At 68.2% G+C, this 14,931-nt stretch carries 18 protein-coding genes and 2 pseudogenes; 7 read left to right on the top strand and 13 right to left on the bottom strand.

Annotated elements, in window-relative coordinates; genetic code table 11:
* Positions 1-9: 9 nt before the first annotated feature.
* A complete protein-coding gene (gene rsgA, locus ACGH52_RS00585) occupies positions 10-1,065 on the bottom strand; it encodes a ribosome small subunit-dependent GTPase A (RefSeq protein ID WP_399946580.1) in 1,056 nt (351 codons plus the stop codon).
* A gap of 694 nt (positions 1,066-1,759) precedes the next feature.
* On the bottom strand, positions 1,760-1,993 hold the full coding sequence (locus tag ACGH52_RS00580) for a DUF6207 family protein (RefSeq protein WP_382105481.1): 234 nt from the start codon (positions 1,991-1,993) through the stop codon (positions 1,760-1,762).
* A 226-nt stretch (positions 1,994-2,219) separates the two neighbouring features.
* Here ACGH52_RS00580 and ACGH52_RS00575 point away from each other — a divergent pair, with 226 nt between their 5' ends.
* Positions 2,220-2,723 (top strand): lamin tail domain-containing protein, encoded by a 504-nt coding sequence (locus ACGH52_RS00575; RefSeq protein WP_399478532.1) that lies wholly within the window; start codon positions 2,220-2,222, stop codon positions 2,721-2,723.
* 98 nt (positions 2,724-2,821) lie between these two features.
* Here ACGH52_RS00575 and ACGH52_RS00570 read toward each other — a convergent pair whose 3' ends face one another.
* On the bottom strand, positions 2,822-3,481 hold the full coding sequence (locus ACGH52_RS00570) for an HNH endonuclease family protein (RefSeq protein ID WP_399936687.1): 660 nt from the start codon (positions 3,479-3,481) through the stop codon (positions 2,822-2,824).
* A gap of 708 nt (positions 3,482-4,189) precedes the next feature.
* On the opposite strand from ACGH52_RS00570, the gene ACGH52_RS00565 reads away from it, so the two are divergent.
* The 3 genes from ACGH52_RS00565 to ACGH52_RS00555 are packed head-to-tail and all read left to right on the top strand — an operon-like array spanning position 4,190 to position 6,352.
* Positions 4,190-4,408: a hypothetical protein gene (locus ACGH52_RS00565; protein ID WP_052842435.1), complete on the top strand. Its 219-nt coding sequence runs from the start codon at positions 4,190-4,192 to the stop codon at positions 4,406-4,408.
* A complete protein-coding gene (locus ACGH52_RS00560; protein WP_399936684.1) occupies positions 4,405-5,349 on the top strand; it encodes a helix-turn-helix domain-containing protein in 945 nt (314 codons plus the stop codon). Before ACGH52_RS00565 ends, ACGH52_RS00560 begins: the two co-directional genes overlap by 4 nt.
* A 10-nt stretch (positions 5,350-5,359) precedes the next feature.
* Positions 5,360-6,352, top strand: a complete 993-nt coding sequence (locus tag ACGH52_RS00555; RefSeq protein WP_399936682.1) for a hypothetical protein — start codon at positions 5,360-5,362, stop codon at positions 6,350-6,352.
* A gap of 456 nt (positions 6,353-6,808) precedes the next feature.
* Here ACGH52_RS00555 and ACGH52_RS00550 read toward each other — a convergent pair whose 3' ends face one another.
* From ACGH52_RS00550 to ACGH52_RS00505, 10 genes and pseudogenes are all read right to left on the bottom strand, one after another.
* On the bottom strand, positions 6,809-6,940 hold the full coding sequence (locus ACGH52_RS00550) for a hypothetical protein (RefSeq protein ID WP_399936680.1): 132 nt from the start codon (positions 6,938-6,940) through the stop codon (positions 6,809-6,811).
* A gap of 436 nt (positions 6,941-7,376) precedes the next feature.
* Positions 7,377-7,514, bottom strand: coding sequence for a DUF6302 family protein (locus ACGH52_RS00545; protein WP_399936678.1), 138 nt, complete (start codon positions 7,512-7,514; stop codon positions 7,377-7,379).
* 17 nt (positions 7,515-7,531) lie between these two features.
* A pseudogene (locus ACGH52_RS00540) lies at positions 7,532-7,726 on the bottom strand (DUF6302 family protein); the annotation flags it as partial.
* Positions 7,727-7,862: 136 nt separating this feature from the next.
* Positions 7,863-8,069: a hypothetical protein gene (locus ACGH52_RS00535; RefSeq protein WP_399936676.1), complete on the bottom strand. Its 207-nt coding sequence runs from the start codon at positions 8,067-8,069 to the stop codon at positions 7,863-7,865.
* Positions 8,062-9,333 (bottom strand): methyltransferase, FxLD system, encoded by a 1,272-nt coding sequence (fxlM, locus tag ACGH52_RS00530; protein WP_399936674.1) that lies wholly within the window; start codon positions 9,331-9,333, stop codon positions 8,062-8,064. Before fxlM ends, ACGH52_RS00535 begins: the two co-directional genes overlap by 8 nt.
* Positions 9,334-9,509: 176 nt before the next feature.
* Entirely contained in the window at positions 9,510-10,181 is a 672-nt protein-coding gene (locus ACGH52_RS00525; protein ID WP_399936672.1) for a hypothetical protein, read from the bottom strand.
* The gene (locus ACGH52_RS00520) at positions 10,178-10,378 is read right to left on the bottom strand and encodes a DUF5999 family protein (RefSeq protein WP_399936670.1); all 201 of its coding nucleotides are present in this window, start codon (positions 10,376-10,378) and stop codon (positions 10,178-10,180) included. The genes ACGH52_RS00525 and ACGH52_RS00520 overlap by 4 nt, the downstream gene beginning before the upstream one ends.
* A 90-nt stretch (positions 10,379-10,468) precedes the next feature.
* Positions 10,469-10,873 carry a DUF6302 family protein gene (locus ACGH52_RS00515; protein WP_399936668.1) on the bottom strand — a complete coding sequence of 135 codons (405 nt, stop codon included), beginning with the start codon at positions 10,871-10,873 and terminating at the stop codon, positions 10,469-10,471.
* Entirely contained in the window at positions 10,861-11,328 is a 468-nt protein-coding gene (locus ACGH52_RS00510; RefSeq protein ID WP_399936666.1) for a DUF6415 family natural product biosynthesis protein, read from the bottom strand. Before ACGH52_RS00510 ends, ACGH52_RS00515 begins: the two co-directional genes overlap by 13 nt.
* 236 nt (positions 11,329-11,564) lie before the next feature.
* Positions 11,565-12,113 carry an ATP-binding protein gene (locus tag ACGH52_RS00505; protein ID WP_399936664.1) on the bottom strand — a complete coding sequence of 183 codons (549 nt, stop codon included), beginning with the start codon at positions 12,111-12,113 and terminating at the stop codon, positions 11,565-11,567.
* Between the two features lie 290 nt (positions 12,114-12,403).
* Between ACGH52_RS00505 and ACGH52_RS00500 the strand changes: the two are divergent.
* From ACGH52_RS00500 to ACGH52_RS00490, 3 genes and pseudogenes are all read left to right on the top strand, one after another.
* Positions 12,404-12,685 (top strand): annotated as a pseudogene (locus ACGH52_RS00500) (helix-turn-helix domain-containing protein); the annotation flags it as partial.
* A 228-nt stretch (positions 12,686-12,913) separates the two neighbouring features.
* The gene (locus ACGH52_RS00495; protein WP_399947043.1) at positions 12,914-13,798 is read left to right on the top strand and encodes an XRE family transcriptional regulator; all 885 of its coding nucleotides are present in this window, start codon (positions 12,914-12,916) and stop codon (positions 13,796-13,798) included.
* Positions 13,799-13,831: 33 nt separating this feature from the next.
* A complete protein-coding gene (locus tag ACGH52_RS00490) occupies positions 13,832-14,737 on the top strand; it encodes a phosphotransferase family protein (protein ID WP_399936662.1) in 906 nt (301 codons plus the stop codon).
* Positions 14,738-14,931 lie beyond the last annotated feature (194 nt).

Genomic DNA, 14,931 nt, shown 5'->3' with positions numbered 1-14,931 from the left:
TCCTTTTCGTCATGCCTTGAAGTTCGGGGACTGCTTGAGGGCGCGCACCTGGCGGGCGATCTGCTTCATCGGCCGTTCCAGCTCGGCGCGCAGCCGCGCGTCGGTGCGGGAGGCGGCGTAGGCGTTCTCGCGCTGCAGCCGGTGCCAGCTGTCCAGGCGCCGCTGGGGGAGATGGCCGCCCTCGACGGCGGCCAGCACCGCGCAGCCCGGCTCGCTGGTGTGGGCGCAGTCCGCGAAGCGGCAGTTGCGCGCCAGCTCGGTGATCTCGGCGAAGGTCTGCTCCAGGCCCTCATCGGCATCGTGCAGGCCCACGCCGCGCAGACCCGGGGTGTCCAGCAGAACCCCGCCATGAGGCAGCGGCACCAGCTCGCGCCAGGCGGTGGTGTGCCGCCCCTTGCCGTCAGTGCCGCGCACCGCGCCAGTGGCCAGGAGGTCCTCGCCCAGCAGGCGGTTGCCGAGGGTGGACTTGCCGGCGCCCGAGGGCCCGAGCAGGACGACCGTGCCCGACAGGACCGCAGCCAGGACGTCCAGGCCCTCGCCGGTGGCGGCGCTGGTGACCAGCACCTCCACTCCCGGGGCCGCCTCGGCCACCTCGGACGCCGCGAAGGCGGGGTCGGCGGACCGGTCGGCCTTGGTGAGCACCACCACCGGTGTGGCGCCGCTCTCCCAGGCCAGGGCCAGCATCCGCTCGATCCGCCCGAGCCTGAGCGGGTCGGCGAGGGAGACGGCCACCGCCACGGTGTCGACGTTCGCGGCCAGGACCTGGGCCTGAGAGGTGCGCGAGGAGGTGGAGCGGACCACGGCGGTCCGGCGCTGAAGCACCTCCACCACGGTGGCGGAGGCCGCCGTGCAGGCCGGCCGGACGGACACCCAGTCGCCAGTGCACGGCGTCAGCCGATCACCGGTGCCCGACGAGGGAAGGAGCACCGCGCGGACGGGGCCGGTCTCGGCGACGACATCGCACAGGCCGCGCTCGGCCCGCACGACACGGCCCGGAACCAGCCCGTCGGCCCGCGACGGGGCGAAAGAGTGCTCGCGTTCGGTGTCCCAGCCATAGTCGGCCAGCGTCAGGACGCGCTCACGAGACGTGTGAGCAGGTGGGTATGAAGTGGGTTGATGAAACAAGGTGGAGACCCTTGATCAGGGGCCCCGCCGGACGACAGGCGTGCCGAAAACACTCCTACAAGGGAGGAAGGCAGGCGAAGGTCAGGACGAGGCCCGGGAGGTGAGGATGATCCGGGCACCGCACACAGCGGTGGTCTCCACGACAGTCATCAACACACCTCCTCAAATCTCCGCGAGCGAGCTGATCATCGCTCTCACACCCACGATAACACCCACCGTGGACATTGCCGCCACTCGGACGGCACGCTCAAGACGTAGACCACCGACGGCATCCGCCGGGCAACAGCGGAAGCGCGCTACGTCCTCACGCTGTTCGACACCACTCCCAGGCGAGCAGCTTGGTCCGCCTCGCGCCGCTGATACGCCTACTTCGTGATTCATCCCCGCTGACGTACGAATACCGCAGCCTCGGAATACGTACCTGGTACCAGCTCTTCGCCCCGACTTGCCTGCGCGGGCTGTGCCGCCGTTTGGCGCATGAGCCACAGCGGGATGCACCAGGTCGGAGAGCGGGGGAGCGGCACAGGGCAGCGGCACGTCACGTGGGTGAACGGTATCCCTGTGGACTGGTGTGGTGGAGGACGCGAGACGGCTCGATGTGTTGCGTTCTCCAGGCGCAGCGGGCCCGGGGCCGCTACCAGGAGTGGCCGGGGCGGTCGGGTGTGGTGAGGGGCTGGCGCAGGTCGAGGTAGCAGCGCAGTCGTACGCCTGGCTGCCCGGCCTCGCGTGTGGTGCGTTCCACCGACGTCGTTGCCCACCGGGCGGTCAGCGCGGTGTGGAAGGCAAATGCGGTCTCGTCGTCGGCCGCGGCGACATCGACCACGACCAGGCCGGGTTCGGACACATGCACATCGTTGATCGCTTCCATGACCGGCACGACGCCTCACCCTGGGGCGGCAGTTCTCATTCCGCTGCGCATTCACCCCTGCGTGGGGGTGCGGGCAGCTCCCTCTGGTTAGGCGCGCAAGTCTGACCGGGGAGAACGTTCTGCGGCAGCCGATGCGCAGTCACATTTTCTTCACCCCTCCTCCACTTTGCGATCATGTCCGGTAGGCTCCGGGCGCTCCATTCGCACCACTGAGGGGGGATTCCTCATGCGCATCAGGCGCACTCTGACCGCTGCCGCGACCACGGCGGCCGTCACTTTGCTCGGCCTGGCCGCGGCTGTTCCGGCGCAGGCCGCCGAGTACTCTTCGGCGCTGAAGATCAAGGGCGTGCAGTACGATGCTCCGGGCCGGGACTCCAACAAGTGCTCGGGCGGTAACACGAAGAACGAGTACCTGACGATCAAGAACTACTCGAAGACGGCGACCGTGAACCTGAAGGGCTACAAGGTCAAGGACGCCGCCGGGAACACGTTCACCTTCAAGAACAGCCACACCCTGCAGCCCGGCGACTACATCAGCCTCCGCGGCGGCCGCGGCACCGACTCCGACGCGAAGAACGTCGTTTACCGCCAGAACTGCAACTTCATCTGGAACAACGACAAGGACACCATCTACTTCTACAAGCCGGGCGGCTCCCGGGCCGACGTCCACGCCTACACCAAGAAGTCCAACGACCGCGACGGCAACGGCTACATCACCTATCACGGCTGACCCGGCCACCCACGCACACGGGCCGGCCGCCGGGCGTCTGCCCGGCGGCCGGTTTCATGTTTGCACCGCGTCCCCGTTCCCAGGCGGGAGCGGCGGCACTACGCGGCGAGCTCGTAGGTCACCTGCTGGTTCGGGCAGTTGCCTGCAGCGTCCCGCAGCGCGGCCACCTCGGTCTCGTCCGCTGTCAGGCTCCAGCGCAGCTTCGTGCCGACCCACTCGGCGATGTACCGGCAGTGCACCTCGGCGGCCGGGGGCATCCACTGGGCCGGGTCCTGGTCGGCCTTGGACCGGTTCGAGCGGGCCGTGACAGCCACCAGCGAGGTCTGTGCGCCCTGGTCGTTGGCGTATGCCTCGCGCCGCTGCGCCGTCCAGGCGGAGGCGCCGCTGTCCCAGCTCTCCGCCAGGGGCACCATGTGGTCGATGTCCAGGCCGGAGGCGGAGGTCACCCAGACCTGGTCGTAGTAGGACCACCAGCGTCCGCCCGTGATCCGGCACCGGGGGCCGACCGTGGGCGGCTCGACGGCTTCGGCGATGAGGACCTCGTTGCGGGTGCTGCAGCCGTCGGACGGGTTGTCACCACTCGTCCAGTGGCGGAAGGCGTCCCGGTCGTAGCCGGCGCGGGACTCGGCGCTGACCGGCAGGCGGGTGACGGCTTCGGCGACCGTGAGTGTCTCGGCCGCGTGGGCGGGCGTGGCCGCGGTGAGGGACAGGACAGCGAGGAGCGCGGCGACCAGGCCGCGCAGCACAGGAGTGAACACGTATCGGTGATAGCGGCCGCAGCCGGGGCGCGGTAAGCGGTTCGGCGAGTGCGCCGCCCGTGTGAGTGCAATGGTCATACCGGACCAGCGTCGACGCGGCTGCTCCCTGCACCTTTGATGCCGGCGCGAAGCAGGTCCGTCCACGCAGCGAGGGCGAAGAGTGGGATGTGCCCCGGTGGGGCTGCTGTTGCCCGGTGCTGCCTCTTCGCCGTCTTCGGGGGAGGGGCGTGCGCCGTGGGCGCGCGGCGGTGTTGGCGTACCGCACGGTTGTCGACCGTTGGGGGAGGCGTGGGCCGGCGTGTGTGGTGTTGGCTCCCGTCCGGCGGCTTCGGGGTGCCGGACGGGAGCGGCACGGGGCCCTCCTGAGGTTCCTTGAGCACGAGGGAACCCGCGCGCCTTCCAGACGGGAAGGTGCGACGCCGAGGCGTCCCCCTCATGGTGACGACCCTTGGCCACCGGCCGTGCAATTGCATAAATGCTGATCAGAAGTGGCTGATCTGTTGCGCTTCTGTCCGTATGGATGCCGGGATTGGCGTTTCTGTGTTCATAGCAGGGTCCATCGAACGTATTTGTTCCGTGACTTCATGATCACGTTGAGTGTCTGCCGGGGTGCCCGCAATGCTGTGCACCACCTCACGCCCCGGCGCTTGAGCACCGCCGGGGCGTGAGGCCTTCCAGACCCCTCACTCTCCATCCAGGGAAGGTGCAATGCCCAGTCGAAAGGTGTGGACCGTCGCCTTACTGGCGGTGGTCCTCGCGTGGAGCACGGTGATGACCGTGCTGGGACACCTCGCCGCGGTCGTGACGCTGCTGCCCTCGCTCGGCCTGCTGCTGCAGCAACTCACCGCCGCCGCCCACGGCTCCGGTGCCGTACCCGCACGCGCTCCTGCACCGGAGCCGGCAGGCCATGAGGAGCCGCAGCCATGATGCCCTCGCCGCCGCCCCAGGACGATCCGCCGGCTGCCGGCGACGTCCCGGACGCCCCGCTGTCCGTCAGCCCAGCCCCGTTCGGGCCCGGCCGCCGCGGCCGCCGCGCCGAGCCGATGTCACAGAAGATCGGCCCCAGCCACCAGGCACTCCTGGAACGCCTGCGCCGCCAGATATCCGCCCAGCGACTCACCCTTGAGGAGCTGGCCCGGCGCACCGGCTTCTCCAAGGGCCGCATCTCCGTTCTCCTGCGCGGAATCGAGTACTACCCCAGCTGGGAACTCACCTACAGCCTCGTCCACGCCCTGGGACTGCCGCCCTGGCCCCTGTGCCGCCTGTGGACCTCCGGCGCCTACGAGGCCTCCAAAACCACCACCTGGATCAACCAACGCATCCACGATGTCCGGCCGCTGGGGCCCGAGGAGCGGCCCGTGGAACAACGCGGCTTCATCCAGCAGATGGAGCACTACTACACCGCCTACGCCCGGGCCCTGCTGCACATCGAGCGCCCCGAACGAATCGTCGGCGAAGCCTTCGACATCCTGTGGGCCGGCTGGGACGAAACAGAGGCGGCCGCCGGCCCCAACCTTCCCCGCTACGCCTGGCGGCTGCTGCGCTCACGCGTACTCCTGCGCGTCAGACGGCACCCGGACGACCGCCCCGACCTGCGCCCTGCCGCATTCCTGACCATCGCCCAGAGCCGGATCGAGGACCCGGTGGCCCGGTTCGTCGAGATCAGCGAAGTCGCCGACTTCTTCGACGCGATCAGCCACCTTCCGCCCGACCAGTTCGACGTCGTCGTCCTGCGCTACCTGTGCGAATTCACCCCCCACCAGGTCCAGGAAGCCACCGGCCTGTCCCCGGCCCACGTCCACACCCTCGACCACCACGCCCGAGGAGCCCTCGAGCAGCTCCACCACCGCCCCACAGCCCGGGAGTGATCACCCCGCCATGACCGCCATCGACGACCTCCTCGCCCGCTCAGCCCTGCTGAAAAACCCCCACATCCCTGCGGACACCGTTCCCTGCCTCGCCACGCACCCGGGCCCCTCCCACTCGACCGGCGAAAACCCCCTCGCCGAAGAGGCCATCGCCGACATCCCAGCCGCCGAACACTTGCGCTCCCTGTGCGAAGTCGCCGTCACACACGCCAGCGCACCCCAGATCACCGACTTCATCACCGAGCAGCTCCCCAGCCCCGAAGGCGCCTGGATCCTGGGCTGCGTGCTGCACCTGGCCGGCGCCGAGGACGGGGCACGCTACTGGTGGCAGTACGCCGCTGGAGCCGGCGACCGCGGCGCCGGATACTGCCTGTCCCTGCTCCACCGGGCCCGAGGCGACGACCAGACAGCCGACTTCTGGCTCGACCAGACAGACGACACCGCCGACCTCAGCCCCGGCGAAGGATGCGCGGCCAGCACCGCCACCGTCCTGCGCATGATCGTGCAGATGACCGCCGACAGCGACCGCACCTACAGCGACACCACCCTCGCCGTCATGTCCTACACCACCGCAGCCGTCACCGACGGATACCGCCGCCACCCCGACGTCGAAATCCCCGCACCAGGCCCCTACTTCGCCGAAATGCTCCAGATCATCCTCGCTGCCCTCACCGACCCACACGACAACCGCACCGCCCCCACCGCAGGCCCCCTGCCCGCCCGACCGGTCGAAGACGACGACATGACCACCCGCCCCCACCGAACACCAGACCCGGACCACGTCCTGGTCCAGTCCGCCGCGCCCGACGCCGAATCTGCCTCCGCCTTCCGCGAGGCAGCCCTCGCTCACGCCTGGACACACCTCCCCCCGGAACAGCCCCAAAGGCCCGGCCAGAGGGAAGTCCTCGTGCGCTTCCTCCTCGACCGCCGCTTGAGCAGCTCCGACCGAGCCCGTTCACGCGGCTCCGCAGCTCACAGCCTCTTGTGGTCCGCCCCGTCTTGAGGTGAGTGGTCTGGAACAAGCAGTTGGCGATGACCTGTTTCAGGGCAGGCAGGACGGACGATGATGCCGGTCACTGCGGCAGGGATACGACGACTGCGCCGGGCGCCCTGCTGCGAGACGTGCCAGGCGAGCCCGAGGAACGCATGTCCCGGCCTCCGATGGCGTGCGCGCATGTCGACGCGACGCCGGGCACACCAGTTCCTTGTGCCGCACGGTCGGCGACTGGTGGTAGACGCCGTCGATGATGACGACCGTGTCATCGGCCGTGATCTGCGGGTCGAACAGGTCGCCGAGCCGGATCGGCGGTCCTACTCCTAGATACCGGTGTCGCAGGGCGGGATCGTCCGGGCTGAGCGCCCGGTGAAGACGTGAATCACGAGGTCTCCCAGGGAAGCGCTATAGGGCGGGTGCCCGGCCACGGCCGTGGCCGGGCACCGTCGAACCGGCTAACTCAGGTCAGAAGGTGTAGCCGCCCTCCTGCTCGACGTCCTCGGAGCGCGCCACCGCGGCGGTGACGACCAGGCCCGCGACGTCGGTCGCGTCGACGGTGATCTCCGTGCTCTCTGCGGCTTCCTGCGCCGTAGACATGAACCCTCACGGTCCTTTCGGCGGTGGGTACGCCTGGAGGGCGGGTCGCTCTGCAGGCCCCGGCTCAGACGGCGCCCGTGGGGCAGCCCCGGGCCGTACCCGCTGCGGCAGCTTCGGGCCAGCGGGAGTCTCGAGGCGGCACTGTCGGGGCGCCGCCAGTCCTCGGGCAGTGCACCGTCGAGATGCTCGGGAAGCAGCTCGCCCGGCTCGTCCGCCGTGTTGGCCACGGCGTCCATCGCGGTCACGATGACGTCGGCCAGCTCGGGTTCACGTCGTCCCATGTGTCGAGGCGCTCTCGCGCGGGTTCGCGCTGGTCGCTCCGTGACGCGCTTCGTCGACCTCGCCCATCTCCTGGAAGGGGAGCCGCCTCCCAGGAGGATGGCGCTTCAGGCCGGGAGTGGAGTCTGTGGGACGGCCCCGACGGAGGCCGGTTCCTTCAGGTCCGCGCCATGACGAACCGGTCGATGGCCTGCTCGCTGTATCCGTAGAAGTGGCCACGCACCTGGTCGTCGTCGGGGTCCGGAGGGGCCTCGCCCCACTCGACGTTGTGGCACACTCTGCGGTCGCTGGACACCGCACGCGCACTGCGGGGAAGCCGGGACGGCCCAGCAGCGCGTAGCGCAGACAGCGGGCGGTCAGGCGGTCGTCGACGGCCAGGAACCCGCCTCGCCGCTGCCCGTCGGTTTCGCTCACGGGTACGGCCAGGTAGCCGACGCGGTCCACGACGGCCACGACCGCAGCGTCCAGCAGGGACAGGTCCGCCAGCCGCTCGCTGTACCAGATCACTTCCCAAGCGTCGGGCGCGCCGGGGAGCCTCAGGTACACGCTCGGCGGGCGACGCCTGAACGGGGGCCTGACCGTCAACGGGACCTCCTCGGGAATGAAATGGGGCGAGCGGCAGGGCCGCTGCGGGCTGAGGGTTTCAGGTGAGAGCGATGACCGCGGCGGTGAACAGGACGGCGCCGTAGGGCGCGCAGAGCATGGCCAAGCGGGGGTGTCTGCGGCGGATGCTGTGCCACGCCTCCCGTCCGCTCCGGCCACCGGCGTGCGGCCGGATTCCGAAGCCGTTGAGGGACACAGACACGTTCTGGACGGGCTTGTCGTGTTCGTCGAGCGGGGCGTCATGCATGGGGTTTCTCTTCGGGGGGCGCCGGCGTTGCGTCGTGGGGCCAGGAGAGCGAGATCCGGCTGTGTACCTTGTCGATGACCCGGTCGGCCGGGATGTGGTCATCGGGGGTTCCTGCCGGATAGACCCGGATGACCGGGCTGGGGCCGCCGCGCCGGTTGGTCTCCCAGTCGCGCAACACGTCGGCGATCTGGTCGGCGAGTTGCGTCGCGTGCGGTCCGAGGGAGTGCACGCCGTACTCGAGGTGCTTGTTGTCCTCGGTGCGGCGGGTGACGAGGTAGGCGAAGCTGTCGCCTTCGACGGCGGCGAGGGCGAACCGCTTGTTCACGGGGGCGACCAGGCCCGTGTCCAGGATTTTGTCAACGGCCATCGTGCAGAAGCCTGGCAGGCTGATCGCCATGGCCATCTGGAGGCTGTCGATGAGCTCCTGGGGGCGGACGGTGACGCCGGTCCACCGTTCGTGGCGCGGTGTTGTGACGGCGTTGTCGAGCCGGTGTAGGTCGGCCGGCATGCCGTCATCGAACTTCAGCCCGATCTCCGGGGCGCCGTTGACCAGGAGGAGTTCCTCCCGGTGAGCGGTCGAGCCCTGCATCGGGACGAAGCCGCAGATCCGCGCCGATTCGCTCTGCAAGTAGGTGCCGTGTTCGCCCGTGCCCTGGGTGAAGGTGACCGACCGGGTCAAGCCGCGCATTCGCAGCGGCACCACGAGCCGGCCGCCCTGCTTGAGCTGAGTGGTCCATGCCGGTGCGATGTCCCAGGCTCCCGCGGTCACCATGACGACGTCGAACTCACCGAGGCCGGGGATGGGCTCGGCCGCGTCGGCGGTGACGACGCGGACCTTGCCGTAGCCGTGCGCCTCCAGCAGCCGGGACGCACGGTCAGTAACGACGGGGTCGATGCCCACGGTGACGACCCCGCCGTCCTCGCCGACGAGCTCGGCGAGGTAGGCCGCGTTCAGTCCGCCCGATCCGATCTCCAGCACCCGCATCCCGGGCCGCACCTGGGCCTGCTCCAGCATCATCGCCTGGATCTGCGGGGCGGAGACGGAGCTGAGATGCACGCCGTCCTCGTCCGTCTTGGTGATCACCGCGGCGTAGGTTGCGTATGCCATGTCCAGTGGAGTGTCCGGGATGAATGCGTGGCGGGGTACCTTGCGCATCGCCGCTTCGATCGCCGGGGTGGAGATCGTGCCGTCCGCGCACAGCTCGTTCACCACCCTGTTCCGCAGGCGGGCCGCCTCGTCAGGCTCGATGGTCGTGTCGGTCATAGGGGGTTCCTTCGGTTGTACGTATTCGGAGGAGGCCGGCATGAGCGAACCGGTGGGCCGGGAGGCTATCGACGAGCGTGCTCGGTTCTCGGAGGCTCACCCGGGGCCGGAGGAGACGTAGCGGACGGCGCTGGACAGGTTTGGCGCCGAGCCGTCCGACTGTCCGACCCGTCACGTCAGTACCGTCGGATGGCCGTCTCTGGGGTGGGCGCGAGATCGTCCAGGTTGACGATCGTGTAGTCCCGCAGTTCGCGGACGAGCTGCGACGCTAGGAACATGCCGATTTGCGGATGGCTGTAAGGGATGGGGGAGTCGACGTTCGAGAGGGCCTGGAGGCCGTTCCCGCCGTACTGGTAAGCGTGGCCGATCACCCCGTACATGGGGAAGCGAGTGGCCAGCAGCGCGACGTGCCCCTTGCTTCTGAGCCTGGGACAGCGGTCCGCCGCACCACGGGCGTGCTCCAAGCAGACCGGCGGCTGAGCTGTCTTTACCGGGCCGTCGTAGTCCGCCTGGTCGCCTGCGGTGTCCAGGAAGAGGATGCCGTCCTTGCGCCGCAACTGAACGGCGCATACCTGGCACCGCAGGAGCGACATGGTTACCCGCTGACGGTGCGGATGGACCAGCCTCCACTGCGGAGTCCCGCACGGGTTCCCGAAGGCGTCGAGCGACATGGAGTACCGGGCCCAGAGAACGCCGCGGAGGTCACGGTCTCGTGGGTCCTCGTCGACGTACCCCAGTCGCGGGCGGCCGCCGGGTCCTCGGCCCATTCGCAGGTTGAGCAGGGAGTCGGCCTGCTCGCCCGTGCGCGCGGTGATGTAGGGCACGACGAGTGGTGCTGCGGCGGTCACGCGGCCCTCCCCACCGGGTTCGCGTTCCTGTGCGGGCCGAAGGTGTTGCCGCTGGGCAGCAGCTCGCCGGTGTCTTCGAAGAGCACCACCCCGTTGCACAGCAGGCTCCAGCCCTGTTCAGGGTGGGACACGGCGAGTCTCGCGGCCTCCCTGTCGGAAGCATCGGCCGCGGGGCACGGCGGGTTGTGCACGCACATGGTGCTTGTCCTCTCGAGCGGGAAGTTGGCCCTCTTCGGCGGATCACGGTGCCGAGGGCGAACACGAACGCGATCACGGTTTGGGATCTGTCAAAGCGGGATGTGAGGGCGGCCGGATCCGGGCCGGAGTAGGCCGTGGAAGGCCAGACGCTCGTTCTCGTCCGGCCACATGGCCGGCGGCTGGTCGCCCCATTCAGCGACATACGAACCATGGGGCCTGCACCGCCAGGTGACACGCGGGCTGGAAAACCCGCCGAGGGGCACCAGGACGGTCCGGACGGCCTGCGCGATCGTCAGGTTGTCTACGCCGAACCACCCGCCGCGCCTGGTCTGGCCCACCGGTACGGCGAGAAGAGGGACGCCCAAGACGCGGATAGCGATACTGCGCGCCAAGAGGTCGGCGTCGACCCGGGCTCGGAAGTAGTCGAAGTCGTAGGCCTCTGCCGGGGGCATCACGGTGATGTCCGGCTCCGTCAGCGGCTTCAGGCGCGGCATGACGCCTCCGCCTCGTCGTCAGGCAGAAGAAGCTCCAGCAGGTCCTCTGCGGCGGAGGCCAGGCGGCGAAGGATTCCGAGCGACGTCCTGTCTTCTCTGGTCGCCGTCTCGGCCCCGATCTGTCGCGCCCGGAGGATGAGCCGTTCTCGCTCGTGCGGCTCGTCGCCAGGCTGTCGCCTCTCGACAGCGTCGATCAAGACCGTGAGGTGGCCGGGGGAGCCAGCGGTGCCGCGGAACCGTGCGATGAGCAGGGGGATCTCTTCGTCCGTCGGTGTGGTGCCGTCTCCGACGACCGTTGCGACGTCGTCGTACGCTTCGTCGATGGGCAGGCCGGCGCGGAGCAAGTCGACGATGCGTTGCAGATCATCCCTGCTGTGCGTCCAGGACGGACGGCGCCAGAGCTGGCCGGGTTCGCGCAGCGAGATCGGTGCTTCGTCAGTCGCGGTGGGCGGCATGGGTTCAGATCCTTCGGGGCGTAAGAGAGTAGACATCGAGCTACCGCCGGCGCGGTGGGGCGTGCTGGGCGCACGGAGGGAGCTGGATTGGTCGAAGAGCCAGTGCAAGGTCTGTTCGTACGGCTCGTCAGTGTCCGAAACCGCGAATCGGTCTTCGGCCACCACGCCCTGGGCGAGACCGCCGCACAGCTTGACGCGGACCTGCCTGTCCGCATTCGATTCCACACCGCGCTCTGTCACGCCGACTGAGGCATTGACTCGGGCAGTGAGGCCAGCTGCGGGCACTTGAAGAAGGCCCATACCGCTTTTCCGCTGGCACCCTCCCGACCGTAGCGAAAAGCCGCAGTCCAGCCATCGGACTGCGCTTTCACGAGAGCCAGTCCGCGACCGCTGATCGAGCACACGGACGGACGGATGTTCACAATTGGGAGGCCGCAGGAGTTGTCCGTCACCATGACTCCGAGCGCGAAGTCCCGCTTCAAAGCGAGCGCGACCTCTAAGGTCTCTGTTTCCGCGTGCGGCCTTGTCCGACCGTGCAGAACCGCGTTGGTGACCAGCTCACTGACGACCAGAAGCACCCGGTCGGTGAGTTCGTTGTCCTCGGGCAGACCCCAACACACGAGCTGCTCCCGAGCGAAGCGGCGGGCTTTGCCGACGTTGTGTTCACAGCTATCGATCTCGACGGCGACCCGCTCAACCTCAGTGCCGTATGCGAGTACCGCCAGGGATTCCCGGCTCGACAAGGCTGTCATCGCGTCCACCTCCCGGTTCTGGTAGGCGGGCACCGTTCCGCATGAGGCCTCGTTGGCGCGTGCTGGAGCGGCGCCCGTTCACGGGTCCGCCGGCCGGGGGTGCCAGGTCCCTCCGGTGGGCGGACATCTTGTCGGGTTTCCGTGATCAGCAGGATTCGCCTGGAGTCGACGCCGGGCAACCGTGACAGTTCACTGATCAGTGACCTCAAGCATCTGCAGTGACGGATCAGGTCACTGATTCGCGATGAAGTCACTGCTTTTCACGCAGAGTCGATAGATCGTCACTACGATGTCAGGAATCGGTACGGGCTGAGGAGGTACTGATGGCCCGCGCAGCGCACGCTCCGTCTTGTGCCAAGCGGTTACGACAAGAGGCCACCCAGCGCAGGGAGTCTCATGGCGAAATCGCCCGCATCATCCACGCTCACTGCGAGGTATCCCTTCTGCGCGCCCAGCGTCTCGCTCGAGGACTGACGCTGAAGGAGGCAGCCGAGCGCCTTAACGAGTTGAGCGCGGGACGTCACGGCGCCCCTCGGGTGGATGGTGACCAACTCGGACACTGGGAGAACGGCCGTCAGCCTCGCGCGGCAACCATCAGACTGTTGTGTGAGTGCTACGACAACTGCACCCCCGGGGACTTGGGGTTCACGCGCGCGGGGGATGTCGTAACGCCGTCTTCCTTCGACCCAGCCCTGACTGGACGTCTACTGCCGTCACGCACCGCTGTGTCTCGGCCCTTCAGTCCGGATGCGCTGGAACAACGAGTTGACCTGGCACGACGCTCGGTGGACCGGACTCTGGCGGCCGGCACCGTCCGTTCGACCCAGCTCGATATGTTCGACGAACAGGTGCTCTGGGCGCGGGAGCAGTACGTCTGCACGGCTCCGGCGCCCATGATCACGGTGCTCCTGGACCTCCTCGAGGAGGTCGAAGAGCTCGCCGGCCAAAGGCAGCCGGCGGCCGTCCAGGTCCGGCTGTCGGAGCTGATCTCCATGCTCGCCACCCTTGTCGCTGACGCCCTCATGAAACTCGGACAACTGCTCCGGTCCAGGGCCTGGTATGCCACGGCAAGGAATGCCGCGGACGACAGCGGCAACACGGAACTCCGCGCCCGGGTAAGGGCACAAGCCGCGATGCTCCCGTTTTACTACGGCCCGGTGGAAGCGGCGGTCGCTCTCGCCCGGGAGGCCCGGATCATTTGTCGCGGGCGTCCCAGCGCCACGGCCGCCTTCGCCTCAGCCGCCGAAGCCCGCGCCCTCGCCAAGCTGGGAGATAGGGACGGAGCCGAGACAGCACGCCGACTGGCCACGTCCGCGTTCGAGCAGAGCAGAGCCGGTAGCCCGGCAGACAATGATGCGTTCGGCTTCCCCGAGCGGCGATTCAGGCTCTACGAGAGTGGAACCCTGACAGCTCTCGGCAAGACGAGCGAAGCACGTCGCGTTCAGGAGGCGGCCCTTCGTCTCTATCCCTCGAAGACCGGCATCGATCCGGCTCTGCTCAGTCTCGAAGCGGCCCTCTGCCTCGCACAGGATCGCAGCCCGACGGAGGCCTGCCAGTTGGCGGCCACCACGTTCTTGCGGATCGCTCCAGAGCACCGGACACCGATCGTGGAGGAGCGGGCACGAGAGGTCTTCGGGGCGCTCCCGCCCGGCGCGGAGTCCGGCCGCGCAGCGCGCGAGTTGCGGGGAATCCTCGCACTTCCATCCGGACAGATGTGACAGCGGCCGTACGCGTCGGCGAGCCTGGACCTCATGACACAAGCTGTACCGGCCCCCGGTGGGTACGACGAGTCCGAGATGTACCAGGTTCTGGAGCGAGGGTGCGCGGTTGTTGGCCTCGACGCCTCCGACGCTTGCCTGCTTCGCGGGCACACCAACGCGGTCATACTCCTCAAGAGGGAGCAGGTCGTCGTCAAAATTGCCCGCCGTGGGTCACGGACCGACGACGTAGCACGCACGGTCCGGTTCGTCCGCTGGCTTATGAACAGCGGCTTCCCCACCGTTCCCCTGCACCCGGCCGACCAGCCCGTCGTCATCGATCAGCACACCATCACCTTCTGGCAATACCTGCCCCAGCCGGCTCAGCCCGTTGTCGCAGCCCAACTCGCCAAGCCGCTGTACGCACTCCACACGCTGCCGTCCCCACCCGTGTCCCTACCCGCTCACGACAATATCGCGGCGATCCGCCGGTCTCTCGCCGCGATCACCTGCTTGCCCTCAGAGGCGCTGTCCTTCCTGAGCGAGTACGCCAGACAGCTCGAGTCCGACCTCATCGCCGTGGAGTTTGAACTCCCTGAGGGAGTGATCCAAGGAGACCCGCAGCACCGCAATGCCTTGCACGCGGACGACGGCGAGACCTTGCTGTGCGACTGGGACACCGTGGCGCTCGGACAGCCCGAATGGGATCTGGTCACTGTAGAGGTCCACTGCAGGCGTTTTGGTCATGGAGAGCAGCATTATGGGGCCTTCGCTGACGCGTACGGCTGGGATGTCACACGGTGGTCCGGCTACGAGACCCTAGCGGCGATCCGCGAGCTACGCATGATCACGACGAACGCTCGGAAGGTCCATCACGCCCCAAGCAGCTTGGAAGAGGTACAGCAACGGGTGGACGGTCTTCGCCGCCATGATCATTACCTCAGGTGGAACATTCTCTAACAACAACTAACAAAATGGGCGTCGGGCTGTGCTTACAGATATCCCGGATCGCCGTCGGCGTTGAACCTTGTCAGGGAACGCTCCAGCAGCTCCAGAAACTGTCGTAGGTCATCGGCTACCTTGTCGAGCTCCGCTTCGTCCAGCGAAGCCGTCCGCGTCCGGTAAACGGCCCCATGAGGCCCCGCGACATAGAT

This window comes from Streptomyces sp. BBFR25 (assembly GCF_044590125.1).
Classification (GTDB): Bacteria; Actinomycetota; Actinomycetes; order Streptomycetales; family Streptomycetaceae; genus Streptomyces; species Streptomyces canus_D.
The sequence above is the reverse complement of the archived record's forward strand: the minus strand, read 5'-3'. Positions and strand labels throughout refer to the sequence as shown.

Bases quoted from the DNA above. Each gene is read 5' to 3' on its own strand.
- ACGH52_RS00490 (WP_399936662.1), top strand. From the start codon at position 13,832: ATGACACAAGCTGTACCGGCCCCCGGTGGGTACGACGAGTCCGAGATG.
- ACGH52_RS00575 (WP_399478532.1), top strand. From the start codon at position 2,220: ATGCGCATCAGGCGCACTCTGACCGCTGCCGCGACCACGGCGGCCGTC.
- ACGH52_RS00535 (WP_399936676.1), bottom strand. From the start codon at position 8,069: ATGCATGACGCCCCGCTCGACGAACACGACAAGCCCGTCCAGAACGTG.
- ACGH52_RS00520 (WP_399936670.1), bottom strand. From the start codon at position 10,378: ATGTGCGTGCACAACCCGCCGTGCCCCGCGGCCGATGCTTCCGACAGG.
- ACGH52_RS00515 (WP_399936668.1), bottom strand. From the start codon at position 10,873: ATGCCGCGCCTGAAGCCGCTGACGGAGCCGGACATCACCGTGATGCCC.
- ACGH52_RS00495 (WP_399947043.1), top strand. From the start codon at position 12,914: ATGTTCGACGAACAGGTGCTCTGGGCGCGGGAGCAGTACGTCTGCACG.
- ACGH52_RS00550 (WP_399936680.1), bottom strand. From the start codon at position 6,940: ATGTCTACGGCGCAGGAAGCCGCAGAGAGCACGGAGATCACCGTCGAC.
- ACGH52_RS00555 (WP_399936682.1), top strand. From the start codon at position 5,360: ATGACCGCCATCGACGACCTCCTCGCCCGCTCAGCCCTGCTGAAAAAC.
- ACGH52_RS00565 (WP_052842435.1), top strand. From the start codon at position 4,190: ATGCCCAGTCGAAAGGTGTGGACCGTCGCCTTACTGGCGGTGGTCCTC.
- ACGH52_RS00560 (WP_399936684.1), top strand. From the start codon at position 4,405: ATGATGCCCTCGCCGCCGCCCCAGGACGATCCGCCGGCTGCCGGCGAC.
- fxlM (WP_399936674.1), bottom strand. From the start codon at position 9,333: ATGACCGACACGACCATCGAGCCTGACGAGGCGGCCCGCCTGCGGAAC.
- ACGH52_RS00510 (WP_399936666.1), bottom strand. From the start codon at position 11,328: ATGCCGCCCACCGCGACTGACGAAGCACCGATCTCGCTGCGCGAACCC.
- ACGH52_RS00580 (WP_382105481.1), bottom strand. From the start codon at position 1,993: ATGGAAGCGATCAACGATGTGCATGTGTCCGAACCCGGCCTGGTCGTG.